At 66.4% G+C, this 12593-nt stretch carries 15 protein-coding genes; 6 read left to right on the top strand and 9 right to left on the bottom strand.

The features are described 5' to 3' along the window. Window positions 1-11: 11 nt before the first annotated feature. The 6 genes from IC762_RS26165 to IC762_RS26140 are packed head-to-tail and all read right to left on the bottom strand — an operon-like array spanning window position 12 to window position 4673. A complete protein-coding gene (locus IC762_RS26165; protein ID WP_195785069.1) occupies window positions 12-407 on the bottom strand; it encodes a hypothetical protein in 396 nt (131 codons plus the stop codon). 14 nt (window positions 408-421) lie between these two features. After that, window positions 422-616, bottom strand: a complete 195-nt coding sequence (locus tag IC762_RS26160) for a hypothetical protein (RefSeq protein ID WP_195785068.1) — start codon at window positions 614-616, stop codon at window positions 422-424. Window positions 617-634: 18 nt separating this feature from the next. Further along, a complete protein-coding gene (locus tag IC762_RS26155) occupies window positions 635-1231 on the bottom strand; it encodes a 3-phenylpropionate/cinnamic acid dioxygenase subunit beta (protein WP_195785067.1) in 597 nt (198 codons plus the stop codon). Between the two features lie 24 nt (window positions 1232-1255). After that, window positions 1256-2062, bottom strand: coding sequence for an SDR family NAD(P)-dependent oxidoreductase (locus tag IC762_RS26150; RefSeq protein WP_195785066.1), 807 nt, complete (start codon window positions 2060-2062; stop codon window positions 1256-1258). After that, window positions 2059-3408, bottom strand: a complete 1350-nt coding sequence (locus tag IC762_RS26145; protein ID WP_195785065.1) for an aromatic ring-hydroxylating oxygenase subunit alpha — start codon at window positions 3406-3408, stop codon at window positions 2059-2061. The genes IC762_RS26150 and IC762_RS26145 overlap by 4 nt, the downstream gene beginning before the upstream one ends. 56 nt (window positions 3409-3464) lie before the next feature. Continuing rightward, window positions 3465-4673 carry an ABC transporter substrate-binding protein gene (locus tag IC762_RS26140; RefSeq protein WP_210338471.1) on the bottom strand — a complete coding sequence of 403 codons (1209 nt, stop codon included), beginning with the start codon at window positions 4671-4673 and terminating at the stop codon, window positions 3465-3467. Between the two features lie 167 nt (window positions 4674-4840). On the opposite strand from IC762_RS26140, the gene IC762_RS26135 reads away from it, so the two are divergent. Further along, window positions 4841-5689, top strand: a complete 849-nt coding sequence (locus tag IC762_RS26135) for an IclR family transcriptional regulator (RefSeq protein ID WP_195785064.1) — start codon at window positions 4841-4843, stop codon at window positions 5687-5689. 75 nt (window positions 5690-5764) lie between these two features. Then, window positions 5765-6685 (top strand): methylisocitrate lyase, encoded by a 921-nt coding sequence (gene prpB, locus IC762_RS26130; protein WP_195785063.1) that lies wholly within the window; start codon window positions 5765-5767, stop codon window positions 6683-6685. Between the two features lie 7 nt (window positions 6686-6692). On the opposite strand, the gene IC762_RS26125 is transcribed toward prpB, so the two are convergent. Next, the gene (locus tag IC762_RS26125; protein ID WP_246801250.1) at window positions 6693-7616 is read right to left on the bottom strand and encodes a 2-dehydropantoate 2-reductase; all 924 of its coding nucleotides are present in this window, start codon (window positions 7614-7616) and stop codon (window positions 6693-6695) included. Between the two features lie 181 nt (window positions 7617-7797). On the opposite strand from IC762_RS26125, the gene IC762_RS26120 reads away from it, so the two are divergent. Then, a complete protein-coding gene (locus IC762_RS26120) occupies window positions 7798-8613 on the top strand; it encodes an ABC transporter ATP-binding protein (protein ID WP_195785062.1) in 816 nt (271 codons plus the stop codon). Beyond that, the gene (locus IC762_RS26115) at window positions 8613-9398 is read left to right on the top strand and encodes an ABC transporter permease (protein ID WP_195785061.1); all 786 of its coding nucleotides are present in this window, start codon (window positions 8613-8615) and stop codon (window positions 9396-9398) included. Before IC762_RS26120 ends, IC762_RS26115 begins: the two co-directional genes overlap by 1 nt. 63 nt (window positions 9399-9461) lie before the next feature. On the opposite strand, the gene IC762_RS26110 is transcribed toward IC762_RS26115, so the two are convergent. Both IC762_RS26110 and IC762_RS26105 read right to left on the bottom strand, forming a co-directional pair. After that, window positions 9462-9848, bottom strand: coding sequence for a hypothetical protein (locus IC762_RS26110; RefSeq protein ID WP_195785060.1), 387 nt, complete (start codon window positions 9846-9848; stop codon window positions 9462-9464). Window positions 9849-9999: 151 nt separating this feature from the next. Beyond that, window positions 10000-10848, bottom strand: a complete 849-nt coding sequence (locus IC762_RS26105; RefSeq protein ID WP_195785059.1) for a helix-turn-helix transcriptional regulator — start codon at window positions 10846-10848, stop codon at window positions 10000-10002. A gap of 91 nt (window positions 10849-10939) precedes the next feature. On the opposite strand from IC762_RS26105, the gene IC762_RS26100 reads away from it, so the two are divergent. Beyond that, the gene (locus IC762_RS26100) at window positions 10940-11833 is read left to right on the top strand and encodes an SDR family oxidoreductase (RefSeq protein ID WP_195785058.1); all 894 of its coding nucleotides are present in this window, start codon (window positions 10940-10942) and stop codon (window positions 11831-11833) included. 12 nt (window positions 11834-11845) lie between these two features. Beyond that, window positions 11846-12571, top strand: coding sequence for an SDR family oxidoreductase (locus IC762_RS26095; RefSeq protein ID WP_210338388.1), 726 nt, complete (start codon window positions 11846-11848; stop codon window positions 12569-12571). Window positions 12572-12593 lie beyond the last annotated feature (22 nt).

The following is a 12593-nucleotide window of genomic DNA, read 5'->3' as shown; positions in this document are numbered from 1 at the left end:
GCGACGCTCCGCTACCGGCGTGTGATCAGGAAGTCGTCGGTGAATTCGCCGCGCGACACCTTGACGGGGATTTCGCCCTCGCTGCCGATCTCGACGATCTCCGAGCCGGACTTGTTATGGTCCGGCGTCAGCAGCTCGATGCGTTCGGCGATCCGTTGCGCCTGCCAGGCGGTCAGCTTCCAGGCAAAGCGGCCGCCGAGATCGCGCATGCCGAATTCGCCGTCCGCCGGCGCCAGAACCAGCTCGTTGCGCGAGATCGCGCCAGGAATCCGCTCCGCCACCGCGATCGCCTGCGGGTTCTCGGCAAAGCGCCGCAGCAGCCTTGCCAGATCGGCGAGATCCGCGGCTTCGCCGAGAAACAAAAACAGCGGATGGAAATCGCTCGGCATGTATTCAAATCGCAGCATGATCGATTCCGGATCTATTCGCTCAACACCTTGACGACGTCCTGGGCATGGCACAGCTCGACCAGGCCGACGTCGCCGGGCCGGGCAGGGACCTCCAGATAGCGCACCTGCAGCCACTGCCCGTCGTCCATGTTTTCCACCACCTCGGCGACGACGCCTTCCTGCAGTTTCAGGCGCGTCCCCACCTTGATCGCCGTCACGTCAATCATTGCCAGCCTCAGCCTCGTTCAGAAAAACGTGGTGAGATTCTTGGCCAGCAGGATGTTCTGTTCAAGCAGTATCTCGCGTTTCGCAATCCGCCAGCCGCTGTCCGTCAGGCGAAGCGTGTCGTTGCGGCGGCCGACGAATGTGTAGGTCTCGTACTCGACGCGGTTCTGATAGACCAGGAAGCGGCTGGTGACGTCGAGTTCGCGCAGCCCGTCGAGCTCCGGCCGCACGGCCTTGATCTGCACATTGCTGACCATGTGGGTGATGCGCGACAGCGGCTCTTCGGCGTAATGCACGCCGGTCAGGATCTGCTCGACGCGTTTGGTCAATGTCCACTTGTCCTCATCGAACCAGCTGATGCCTTCGCCGCGCTTGGTGTTTTCACGCGCCGCCTGCTGGCCGAACTTCACGTTGCGCCGGATCGGCATGAAATAGCTGATATCCTCGGCCAGCAGCTCGAGCCAGTCGCGATAGCGCCGCTCATCGAGCAGGTCCGCCTCGTGATAGTAGAAGTCCTCGACGTCGGCCTTGAGCCGGTAGTAGGCGGCGGATCGTTCGATTGCCGCGTTCGCTGTCGCCGGCTGATCCTGAACGGTCGCAGGAACTGTCGCAGTCATGGGCGTCTCCTCATCAGCGCATCATCAAGCCGCAGGTTTCGGCGGAATCGGCCCGCCCTGCTGGGCAAAGCAGCCGACGTCGATCACGGTGCCGGACAGCGTTTCCGCCTCCGGCGACAGCAGGAACGCCACGACATTGGCGATGTCGTCGCCGCCGGCGGCACGGCCGGCCGCGGTGCCCGGCGCGCCCTTACCGAAACGTGCGGCGTCGCCGCCGACGCGGCCGAGGCTCATGCCGCTGACGATGCCGCCGCCGCCGGGGATCACGGTGTTGACGCGGATGCGCTGGTGGAAGAAGTCGTAGGCCATCGCCGCGCCGAGCGCGATCACGCCGCCCTTGCTGGCGCTGTAGACCGCCATGTTCGGCTTGCCCCAGCCGGCGCCGGAGCCGATGTTGACGATCGAGCCGCCGCCCTGCGCGATCATGTGCGGGATCGCGGCGCGGCTGGTCAGGTACGGTCCCTTCAGATTGACCGCGACGATGCGATCGAACAACGCCTCGTCGGTGTCGAGCACGGTGCCGAGCGGGCCGATCGCGGCGTTGTTGACGACGCCGTCGATGCGGCCGAAGCGCGCCAGCGCCCGCTCGACCACGCGGGCGACGTCGGCCGCCTGCGAGACGTCAGCTTCCATCAGCTCGGCGGACAGCGCCTCGCGATCGAGCTCGTCGCGGAGGGCGGGAATGGCATTCTGCGCCGTGCTGGACACCTGCGGTGCCTCGAGGCCGAACGCCACCACGGCGTGGCCGCGCCGCGCCAGACCGAGCGTGATCGCGCGGCCGATGCCGAAGGTGCCCCCGGAGACGAGGACGGTTTTCCCCGCGGCGGTCATTCTGCGGCCTGCCGGTTGCGCGCGGATGCGCCAAGCAGCTCGTGCCAGTCGCCGCCCTGCATGTAGCTGGTCCAGCGGCGGTAGAAGCCGCGGGCGATCTGCTCGGTGACTTGGGTGGACACCTCGCCGCCGAGCGGATGATCGGTGACGTAGGCGCCCATCGACTGCTGATAGTTGAAGGGGTAGCGCCGCGCGATCGTGCCGGTGCTGGCCGCGGTCGCATAGAGCCAGTTCTCCATGTCGTCCTGCTCGGTCATACCGGCCGGGCCGGAATAGCGCATGTAGTAGCGGCGCAGATATTCCTTGGCCTCCTTCGGCGCGTCCTTGTCGACCAGGAAGAAGCGCCAGCCCTCGGTCGAGGTCGGGCTGTGCGGATGCCAGGCGCACAATCCGCGTGGTTGGCGCCCGTGATAGGAGGTGTTGGGGAAGATCGTTCCGACGAAGGGCAACAGCCGCGCCTGTTCGCCGAGCCGCCGCTTGCGCTCCTCGAAGCAGTGCCGGAAGTATTGTTCCAGGATCGGATTGTCGAGGAAGGACTCGATGTAGTCGTTGGCCTCGGGCTGGATCGCGCTGTGCACGCCGTGGCCTTCCGGAAAGCTGATCCAGACGTGCTGCGCCTTCTCCAGCTCGTCGTCGCGGCGGCCCTTCTTGCCGGCGGCCGCGCTCGGCCCGATGCCGATCAGGTCGACCGAGCGGTGGCTCGGATTGTGATAGGTGTCGCCGAGGAAATTCTCGGCGGCGAATTTCCAGTTGGCGGGGAACACCCATTTGTGCACGCCGATCACCTCGGAGCCGCCCTCGCGGCCGTCGCGGCAATCGAGCGCCTGGTCGAGATGGATCTTGGCGTCGCCGAGATAGGTGATGAAGTCGGGCGCATCCTTGTCCCAGGTCGCCCAGATCGAGCCCTTGTAGTTGCAGAGCTTGGCCACTGCGACCAGCGAATTGGCGTCGCGATCGAGCACGCCGTCGTAGAGCGTCCGGTGCAGCGGCACGCCCTGCAGCTTGCCGTCAGTCGTGTAGGTCCAGCTGTGATAGGGGCAGGTGAACAGCGAGGTGTTGCCCTGCTCGTAGCGGCATACTTTCATTCCGCGGTGCCGGCACGAATTGAGGAAGACGTGGATCTCGCTTTTCTTGTCGCGGCAGAGGATGACGGATTCCTCGCCCATCCGCGACGTATAGAAATCGCCGGGATTGGGCACTAGGCTCTCATGGCCGACCAGCAGCCAGGCGCGGGTAAACACCCTGTCCAGCTCCTGCCGGTAGATGTCGGCATCGACGAAAATCTCGCGGCTGATGAAGCCACTCTTGACGTCAATGAGCTGGTCGAAATCGTTGCGAAGCGGCATGGTTTGCTCCTCGTCTGCTTGGCGCGAACATGCGTCGCGGCGAATGGCGTTGATTCCTAATTGGTGAGCTTGCAGCCGCCCGTGCCTTCGGGACGGAACGCCTTGTCGCCGGGAATGACCGATATCTTCTGGTAGTAGTCCCAGGGATATTTGCTCTCGTCCGGCTTCTTCACGCGGTACAGCGAGAGGTCGTAGACGACGCGGCCGTCGTTGCGGATGTGCGCGGGACGGCCGAAGAAATCGACCGGCAGCTTGCGCATCTCGGCGTTGACCGCCTTGGCCTCGTCGCTGCCACCCGCTTCGACCGCCTTCAGGTAATGGCGCACGGCCGCGTAGGTCGCCGCCTGCAATTTGGTCGGCTCGCGCTTCTCGACCGCGAAGAAGCGCTTTGCAAAAGCGCGGCTGGCCTCGTCGTCGTCCCAATAGTATTGCGCGGCGATGTACATGCCCTGCGCGTCCCTGAGCCCGATCGAATGCACGTCGGAGATGAAGGTCAGCATGCCGACGATGGTCTGGCCGCCCTGTTGCAGGCCGAATTCGTGGGTCTGCTTCACCGCGTTGACGGTGTCGGCGCCGGTGCCGGCCAGCGCCACCACCTTGGCGCCGGAGCTTTGCGCGGCGAGCAGGAAGGACGAGAAGTCCGTCGTGTTGAAGGGATAGCGCACCACGCCGAGCACCTTGCCGCCGGCATCGGTGACGGCGCGCGAGGCATCCTTCACCATCGCCGTGCCGAACGAATAGTCGACCGCGACAAAGAACCATTGCTTGCCGACGCGCTGGCTCAGCTCGCCGACCAGGCCGGCCGACAGCGCATAGGTGTCGTCGGCCCAATGCGTGATCACGGGCGAGCATTTGTCGCCGGTCAGATCCGATGTTGCCGCGCCCGAGACCAGTGCGGTCCGGTTGCTTTGGGTCGCGAGCCCGGCGACCGCAAGCCCGACCGAGCTGACCGCAAGATCGGTCACCGCGTCGACGTGATCGATATCGAACCATTGCCGCGCGATTCCGACGGCGATGTCCGGCTTGTTCTGATGATCCGCCGACAGGATCTCGATCGGCTTGCCCAGCACCTGATTATGAAAATCCTCGGCCGCAAGCTTTGCCGCCGTCACCGAGCCCGGCCCGCCGAGATCGCGGCCGCTGCCATAATCGCCCAACACCGCGATCCGCACCGCGCCGTCCGAGATGCCGGAGCCGTCGGGCGCGGCATCGGCCAGCGAGGTCGAGAGCATCAACGCGGCGAACGCGGCAAGCGTGCAGGCCATGTGCCGTCTGTGCGGATCAGCTGTCTGAAGCAATTCCAATCCTCCCTGCTTCTTCCGTGTGTCCATCTGATGGACATCATTCTCATATTTAGATATAGTACCCATGCGGATCGGCCGGTCAAGCGCGCTCGACGCAGTGCGCCCTGCCGAAATCGCCGAGGTGATCGATGGCCAAGAAACCCAAGCTCCAACCTAAAGCCGAACCCAAACCGGAGATCGGAACGCAGGATGGCGAGCAGGGCGCATCAGGCGTGCGCGCGGTCGACCGCGCGATCGCGATCCTGCAATGCTTCACGCCGGAGCAGCCGGCGATGAGCGTGATCGAGATCCAGAAGCGCGTCGGGCTGAGCCGGCCGACGCTCTACCGTCTGCTGCAGACGTTGGCGCAGCGCGACCTCATCGAGGCCGAAGGCGAGCCGCAACGCTTCCGCCTTGCCCACGGCGTGATGAAGCTGTCGCATGTCTGGCTGAGGGGGCTCGACATCGTCACGACGGCGCGCCCGATCGTCGAAGGCCTGCGCGAGGCGACCGGCGAGACCGCCGCGCTGTTTCGCATGCAGGAGGATCGCGGCATCTGCATCCTCGAATGCGAGAGCCGTCACGTGCTTTCGATCAGCCGCGGCGTCGGCGACAGTTCGAGCCTGACCAGGGGCTCGACCGGCAAGGCGATGCTGGCCTTCGCGGACCCGGTGCGGCAGGGCGCGCTGCTTGCCACCATTCCGAAGAGCGCCGATCGTGCGCGGCTGGAGGAAGCGCTGGCATTTGCCCGGCGCCACGGCTATGCGACGAGCCAAAGCGAGATATTCGCGGGTACGGTCGCGGTCTCCGCGCCCTGCTTCGATCATCGCGGCAGCGTCGCCGGCTCGGTCGGCGTTTACGGGCCAAGCGCGCGCATCGACGAGCGCAAGCTGCACGACTATTCGAAGCTGGTGCGGGAGGCTGGCCGGCAGATTTCGGTGCTGCTGGGATTTCACGAAAGCGAGCACGCCGCGGCGAAACGCGGACGTCCGGATTGACGCGATCTGCGCTACAACCGTCCCGTGACGCTGTCGCCACGTCGTGAAAGAACAGCGAAGGAACAGGAGGCCGCCATGCCGTATCTCGTCGCCGCCGATCATCCGACCGAGAGCGCCGGCCGCAGGTTTCGCGCGCTGCTGCGCGAGCCGGGCATCTTGCAGCTGCCGGGCACCCATAACGGCATGGCCGCGCTGCAGGCCAGGGCCGCCGGCTTCAAGGGACTTTATCTGTCGGGCGCGGCGATGACCGCCTCGATGGGCCTGCCCGACCTCGGCGTCATCACGGTCGACGAGGTCGCGTTCTTCGTGCGCCAGATCGTGCGCGCGTCGGGGTTGCCGCTACTGGTCGACGGTGACACCGGCTATGGCGAGGCGCTGAACGTGATGCACATGGTGCGCGTGTTCGAGGAGGCCGGCGCGGGCGCGGTGCATCTGGAGGACCAATTGCTGCCGAAGAAGTGTGGCCACCTCAACGACAAGAAGCTCGCCGATGCCAACGACATGGCGGCCAAGGTCCACGCCGCGGCGAAAGCGCGCCGCGACCTCGTCGTGATCGCGCGCACCGATGCGGCCGCCAGCGAAGGCCTCGACGGTGCGGTGGCCCGCGCGAAGCTCTACATGGAGGCCGGCGCAGATGCGATCTTCCCCGAGGCGCTCAACACCGCCGAGATGTTTCGCGCCTTCGCCGATCGGATGCCTGATGTGCCGCTGCTCGCCAACATGACCGAGTTCGGCAAAACGCCGTTCTTCACGGCCGCGGAATTCGAGGCGATGGGCTATGCGATGGTGATCTGGCCGGTGTCGGCGCTGCGGGTCGCCAACAAGGCGCAGGAGCAGCTCTACGCCGCGATCAAGCGCGACGGCGGCACCCACAAGATGGTCGGGCAGATGCAGACCCGCGCCGAGCTCTACGCGACCATCGGGCTGCACGACTACGAGGCGCTGGACGCCTCGATCGTCGAGACGGTCATCCCCGAAGGCATGCCGCAGCGCTGAGGCAACTCTACGCCGGCGCGCCCATCGCATAGGGCTTCAGCACGGCGTAGAGCATGTCGTGCGTCGGCGTCGGAACGCCGAGCTTGCGGCCGAGCTCGACCACCTTGCCGTTCAGCCAGGGCAGTTCGAGCCGGTTGCCGCGTTCGAGGTCGAGCGCCATCGAGGCTTTCATCGCCGGCGGCGCGTGGCCGATGAGATCGAGCACCTTGGTCAGCGCGTCCGGCGGCAGCTTGACGCCGCCGGCCTGGGCGACCGCGATGGTCTCCTGGCAGGCCGCGACGAAGAACGGGCGCAGGTCGGGATCGTCGCGCAGTTTGCCGATCGGCTGCCTCGTGACGGCGGTCATGCCGGCATTGGTGGCGAGCAGCACGAACTTCATCCAGAGCTCGGTGTTGATCTGCTCGCTCAAGGTCGCATCGAAGCCGGCCTTCAGGCAGAGCTCCAGCAACGCCTTGCCGCGCGGCGTGATGCTGCCGTCGAGCTCGCCGAAGATCATGCGCATGAAGGTGCCGACCTGGTTGATCACGCCGGGCTTGATGATCGAGGCGGAGATTTGCGCCACGCCGCCCATCACGGCGTTGCGTCCGAGGATCGGGAGCAGCCGCTCCGGGGCGTCGATGCCGTTCTGTAGCGGGATCACGGCGGTGCCGGGGCCGACCATCGGCTTGATGTGCTCGCCCGCGCTCTCGACATCCCACAGCTTGACGCAGAACAGCACGACATCGACCGGGCCGACGCTGGCCGGATCGTCCGTCGCCCGGGTCGGCACCAGATGGGTCTCGCCGCGGCCGCCCTGGACTTTCAGTCCCTCACTCTGCATCGCCGCGAGATGCTTGCCGCGCGCGATGAAGGTGACGTCGGCTCCGGCATGCGCCAGCGCCGCGCCAAATCCACCGCCGACGCCGCCGGCGCCTACCACTGCAATCCGCATGATCCGTCTCCTTGTCCGCCGTGCGTACCCTCGACGATATCGGATCAATTCTCAACCCGGCTCCGCTGAAAACCGCGTGAGCGCGCTTCGGTGGCGGCGCCTTGCGCCATCTTGCTGCGTTGAACTTGCCCGCCCGAACCGCTAAGCCATCCCGCAAGGTTCGGAGGCAGGCGGGGTGGAGATGACAGAGCCGACGGCGGTCGCGCTTGATAACGCGACGGTGGCGTTTCGGCTGGCGGGTGGACGGGTCTATACCGCGGTCGAGCAGGCAAATCTTGCGGTCGCCCACGGCGAGTTCGTCGCCATCGTCGGACCGACCGGCTGCGGAAAGTCGACGCTGCTGAACGTCGCGGCCGGCCTGCTGCGGCCGGCGGCGGGCACGGCGCGGATCTTCGACAAGCCGCTCGCCGGCCTGAACCGCGACGCCGGCTATCTGTTTCAGGCCGATGCGCTGTTCCCGTGGAAGACCGCGATCGACAATGTTGCCCTCGGGCTCGAGATTCGCGGCACGCCGCGGGCCGAGGCGCTGCAACGCGCGCAAACATGGCTGGGCTCGGTCGGGCTCGGCGCCTTTGCGGGGCGTTATCCGCACATGCTCTCCGGCGGCCAGCGCAAGCGCGTCGCGCTGGCGCAGGTCCTGATCCGCGATCCGAAGATCCTGCTGATGGACGAGCCGTTCGGCCCGCTCGACGCGCAGACCCGGCAGATCATGGGCAATTTGCTGCTGGAGTTGTGGAGCGCCGATCGCAAGGCGGTGCTGTTCGTCACCCACGACCTCGAGGAGGCGATCGCGCTCGCCGACCGCGTCGTGATCATGTCGGCCGGACCATCGGCGCGCATCATCGGCGACTGGCGCATCACGCTGCCGCGGCCGCGCGATATTTCCGAGGTGCGCATGGAGAAGGATTTCCATGCCCTGCACCGCGCGATCTGGAGCGTGCTGAAGGACGAGGTGATGAAGGGCTATGCGCAGTCGGCGCAGGCGGGGGCGGCCTGATGTCGCGCGCCACGTTGCTCGCTCTGCAGGTGCTGGTCGCCGCGGTCACGCTGGCGCTCTGGCAGTTCTTCGCCAGCGTGCCGGTGTTCGGCAAGATCGTGTTGCCGCCGTTCTTCTTCTCCAATCCCGTCGACGTGTTCAGCCAGATCGTCAAATGGTTCTCGACGGGCGTGATCTGGCGCCACCTTGCGATCACGCTGTGGGAATCGATCCTGGCGTTCGCGATCGGATCGGCCGGCGGCATCGTCGTCGGCTTCTGGTTCGCGCGGCAGCCGCGGGTCGCCGCGATATTCGATCCCTATGTCAAGATGGCCAACGCGCTGCCGCGCGTCGTGCTGGCGCCGATCTTCGCGCTGTGGTTCGGGCTCGGCATCTGGTCCAAGGTCGCGCTCGGCGTGACGCTGGTGTTCTTCATCGTGTTCTTCAACGTGTATCAGGGCGTCAAGGAAGTGCCGACCACGGTGCTCGACAATGGCCGCATGCTCGGCATGAGCGAGCGGCAATTGATGCGGCACGTCTATTGGCCGTCGGCACTGTCCTGGATGTTCTCCTCGCTGCACACCTCGGTCGGCTTCGCGGTGGTCGGCGCCGTGGTCGGCGAATATCTCGGCTCGGCGGCCGGCCTCGGCTATCTGATCCAGCAGGCCGAAGGCGTGTTCGACGTCGCCGGCGTGTTCGCCGGCATGTTCGTGCTGTCGGCCTTCGTCATCCTGATCGACATGGCGGTGACCATGGTGGAGAAGCGGCTGCTGGTGTGGCGCCCGACCGTGGCGCAGCGCGACTAACCGCTTTGCAATCAAAGAGGCCACCAACGGAGGCGGCCTCTACGCATTCCGAACGCGAAACCGTCAGGTCTTGTATCCCTGGCTGTGGCACCACCACGAAATGCCGTTGGTATCGTGGCCAAGCTTGAGCAGCGATTCCCTGCATTCGTTGAAGTTGTGGAAAAGCTTGACGCCGTCTGGCCAGCAGACCACCGGCGTTGGATTGGGCCAGCTACTGGAGACGGAGCAGGGTGTTCGCGAGGATGCCTGCTTGGCGGGTGCGGGTTTGTTCTCGGCAGTTGCGGGGGCAATCGACAAGATCGCGACAGCTAGGCCCGCGAGGAGTGACGAGGCTCTCATGGCTATCTTCTCCCATCCACCGTTCGGTTGGTGGTGGGTCATTTTACCATAGGTCGTGTCAACGGGGCGATTCGATTCGCGTTTCGCTTTGTGAAAGCCGCTGACGGTCATGTTCGTTCGTCTGCCGCGTGCGGTGGTCTGCCACGCCCCCGGCAACGCGAGCCATCGCCGTTTGCACCACTCACCGATGCGGCGGCTTCGTCGTGACGAGCCAGTCATTTCGTTTCAAGCGACACAGCGCCTGTCGCCCGGCGCGCGCCGGTCACGCACGCTCGCGTTCCGCCTTCGCCGCGATCAGCTCGCGGATCCTGTCCACGACCGCCGGCTCGATGGGATTGTAGACCACCATGCCGAGATCGGGCCGGCCGTCGACTGCGAACGCCGAATACTCGAACGCGATCGGGCCGAGCAGCGGATGCCGCAGCTGCTTGACGCCCTCGCCATGGCCGCGCACGTCATTGTCGCGCCACAGCGCTGCGAATTCGGGGCTGAGCCGGCACAGCTCGTCGACAAACGGCTGCACCGCCGCGGCGGCGCCGGCGCGCGCCGCATCCACCCTGAACGCGCCGACCACGAAGCGGGCCACGCTTTCCCAATTGTGCTGCGCGGCGCGAACGCGCGGGTCGAGGAACATGAAGCGCAGCACGTTGCGCTCGCGCGGCGGCAGCGATCCGTAATCCGTCAGCATCACGGTCGCCGCCCGGTTCCAGGCCACGACGTCCCATGTTGCGGTCCTGACGACGGCGGGCAGCGGCTCCAGCGCATCAAGTACGCGTTGCAGTCGCGGCGTCACGCCTTCGCTTCGCCGATAGCGCACTTCCGGCGTGCGGCCGAGGCCGAGCAGGAACAGATGCTCGCGCTCGACATCGGTCAGCATCAGCGCCCGCGCGATGCGGTCGAGCACGTCGGCCGACGGCGCGCCGCCGCGGCCCTGCTCGAGCCAGGTGTACCAGGTCGGGCTGATATTGGCGCGCTGCGCCACCTCCTCGCGCCGCAATCCCGGCGTGCGTCGCCGCTCCGCAGCGAAGCCGAACACGGCTGGATCGAGCTTGCTGCGACGGTCCTTCAGATAGGCGCCGAGCCGGTTCTCATGCGCAGGATGCTCGTTCATGCTGTTAGTCATTATACCATGATAAGATCACTACTTTAACAGGATAGCTCGGTAGCCCAGATTTGTCTCCAGCGAAACTGGAGACTTGCTGATGCGTGTGTTCGTCACTGGAGCCACCGGCTGGGTCGGTTCGGCCGTCACGAAGGAATTGATCGCCGCCGGCCATCAGGTGCTCGGCATGACGCGATCGGACGCCGGCGCGCAGGCGTTGGCCGCCGCCGGCGCCGAGGTCCATTACGGAACGCTCGAGGACCTCGATAGCCTGAAGAGCGGCGCGGAACGCGCGGACGCGGTGATCCACTGCGCCTTCAACCACGACTTCTCGAAATTCGCCGCGAACTGCGCGGACGATCGGCGCGCCATCGAGACGTTCGGTGCCGTGCTCGAAGGCTCGACGCGCCCGCTGATCACGACGTCGGGCGTCGCGCGGGTCGCACAGGGCCGCGTCGCGACCGAAGCGGATCCGCCGATTCCGGTATCGGACGCCTATCCGCGTGCGTCCGAGGCGACGACCACGGCGCTGGTGGCGCGCGGGGTGCGCGCGGCCGTGGTGCGGCTGCCGCCCTCGGTGCATGGCCATGGCGACCACGGCTTCGTGCCGCGCCTCGTCGCCATCGCGCGCGAGAAGGGCGCCTCCGCCTATATCGGCGAAGGGCTCAACCGCTGGCCGGGCGTGCACCGGCTCGATGCCGCACGCGTCTATCGTCTCGCGCTCGAGCGCGGCGTCGAGGGCGGCCCGTTCCATGCCGTCGCCGACGAAGGCGTGGCGTTCAAGGACATCGCGGAGGTGATCGCGCGCCGGCTCGACGTGCCGCTGGTCTCGAAGACCCCGGAAGAAGCCGCCGAGCATTTCGGCTGGTTCGGCAGGTTCGTGAGCTTCGACGTGCCGACCTCGAGCGCGCAAACCCGCGCGCAGCTCGGCTGGCAGCCCGAGCAGCCCGGTCTGATCGCCGACATCGATCACCCCGCTTATTTCGCGCAGTAGGGAGCACAGGCCATGCGAGATGCAACCATGTCGCTCGACAGCAAGCGTGTCGTCGTGATCGGGGGATCGTCGGGGATCGGCTTCGCCGTCGCTACGCTCGCGCAGGCGCAGGGCGCGGAGGTGGTGATCGCCTCCAGCAAGGCGGCCAATGTCGATGCCGCGGTCGCGCGGCTGCCGGGATCTTCCGGCCTCACCGTCGACCTGCGCGACGAAGCCCATGTGTCGCGCTTCTTCGATCGGGTCGGCGGCTTCGATCACCTCGCGATCACGGCTGGTGACTGGGACGCCCCGAGGCTCGCCGCGACGCGCGATATCGATCTCGCCGCCGCGCGCGAGGGCCTTGCGCTGCGCTTCTGGGGTGCGCTCGCGGCGGTCAAGCACGGCAGCCGCACCATCGCGCCTGATGGTTCGATCACGCTGACCGGCGGCTTGCTCACGCATCGGCCGAGAAAGAACATGCCGTTCGTGACCGCAGCCGGTGCAGCGATGGAGGGCCTGGCGCGCGGCCTCGCCGTCGATCTCGCGCCGCTGCGTGTCAATGCGGTGTGTCCGGGACTCATTCTCACCGAGCCGGTCAAGCGGATGCCGGAGGAGATGGTGCGCGGCTATGTGGCGGGTTTGCCGTTGCCGCGCGCCGCATTGCCGGGCGAAGCCGCCACCGCCTATGTCTATCTGATGCTGAACAGCTACGTCACCGGGCAGGTCCTTCCCGTCGACGGCGGTGGCCTGCTGGTGTGATCGCTGGCGATGCGGACCCAAA

This window comes from Bradyrhizobium genosp. L (assembly GCF_015624485.1).
In the GTDB taxonomy this organism is placed as follows: domain Bacteria; phylum Pseudomonadota; class Alphaproteobacteria; order Rhizobiales; family Xanthobacteraceae; genus Bradyrhizobium.
This window is presented reverse-complemented; position numbering and strand designations above follow the sequence as displayed.

Excerpts from the sequence above, each read along its gene's own strand:
- IC762_RS26165 (WP_195785069.1), bottom strand. The coding sequence starts at position 407 with ATGCTGCGATTTGAATACATGCCGAGCGATTTCCATCCGCTGTTTTTG.
- IC762_RS26160 (WP_195785068.1), bottom strand. The coding sequence starts at position 616 with ATGATTGACGTGACGGCGATCAAGGTGGGGACGCGCCTGAAACTGCAG.
- IC762_RS26155 (WP_195785067.1), bottom strand. The coding sequence starts at position 1,231 with ATGACTGCGACAGTTCCTGCGACCGTTCAGGATCAGCCGGCGACAGCG.
- IC762_RS26150 (WP_195785066.1), bottom strand. The coding sequence starts at position 2,062 with ATGACCGCCGCGGGGAAAACCGTCCTCGTCTCCGGGGGCACCTTCGGC.
- IC762_RS26145 (WP_195785065.1), bottom strand. The coding sequence starts at position 3,408 with ATGCCGCTTCGCAACGATTTCGACCAGCTCATTGACGTCAAGAGTGGC.
- IC762_RS26140 (WP_210338471.1), bottom strand. The coding sequence starts at position 4,673 with ATGGCCTGCACGCTTGCCGCGTTCGCCGCGTTGATGCTCTCGACCTCG.
- IC762_RS26135 (WP_195785064.1), top strand. The coding sequence starts at position 4,841 with ATGGCCAAGAAACCCAAGCTCCAACCTAAAGCCGAACCCAAACCGGAG.
- prpB (WP_195785063.1), top strand. The coding sequence starts at position 5,765 with ATGCCGTATCTCGTCGCCGCCGATCATCCGACCGAGAGCGCCGGCCGC.
- IC762_RS26125 (WP_246801250.1), bottom strand. The coding sequence starts at position 7,616 with ATGCGGATTGCAGTGGTAGGCGCCGGCGGCGTCGGCGGTGGATTTGGC.
- IC762_RS26120 (WP_195785062.1), top strand. The coding sequence starts at position 7,798 with ATGACAGAGCCGACGGCGGTCGCGCTTGATAACGCGACGGTGGCGTTT.
- IC762_RS26115 (WP_195785061.1), top strand. The coding sequence starts at position 8,613 with ATGTCGCGCGCCACGTTGCTCGCTCTGCAGGTGCTGGTCGCCGCGGTC.
- IC762_RS26110 (WP_195785060.1), bottom strand. The coding sequence starts at position 9,848 with ATGACCGTCAGCGGCTTTCACAAAGCGAAACGCGAATCGAATCGCCCC.
- IC762_RS26105 (WP_195785059.1), bottom strand. The coding sequence starts at position 10,848 with ATGAACGAGCATCCTGCGCATGAGAACCGGCTCGGCGCCTATCTGAAG.
- IC762_RS26100 (WP_195785058.1), top strand. The coding sequence starts at position 10,940 with ATGCGTGTGTTCGTCACTGGAGCCACCGGCTGGGTCGGTTCGGCCGTC.
- IC762_RS26095 (WP_210338388.1), top strand. The coding sequence starts at position 11,846 with ATGCGAGATGCAACCATGTCGCTCGACAGCAAGCGTGTCGTCGTGATC.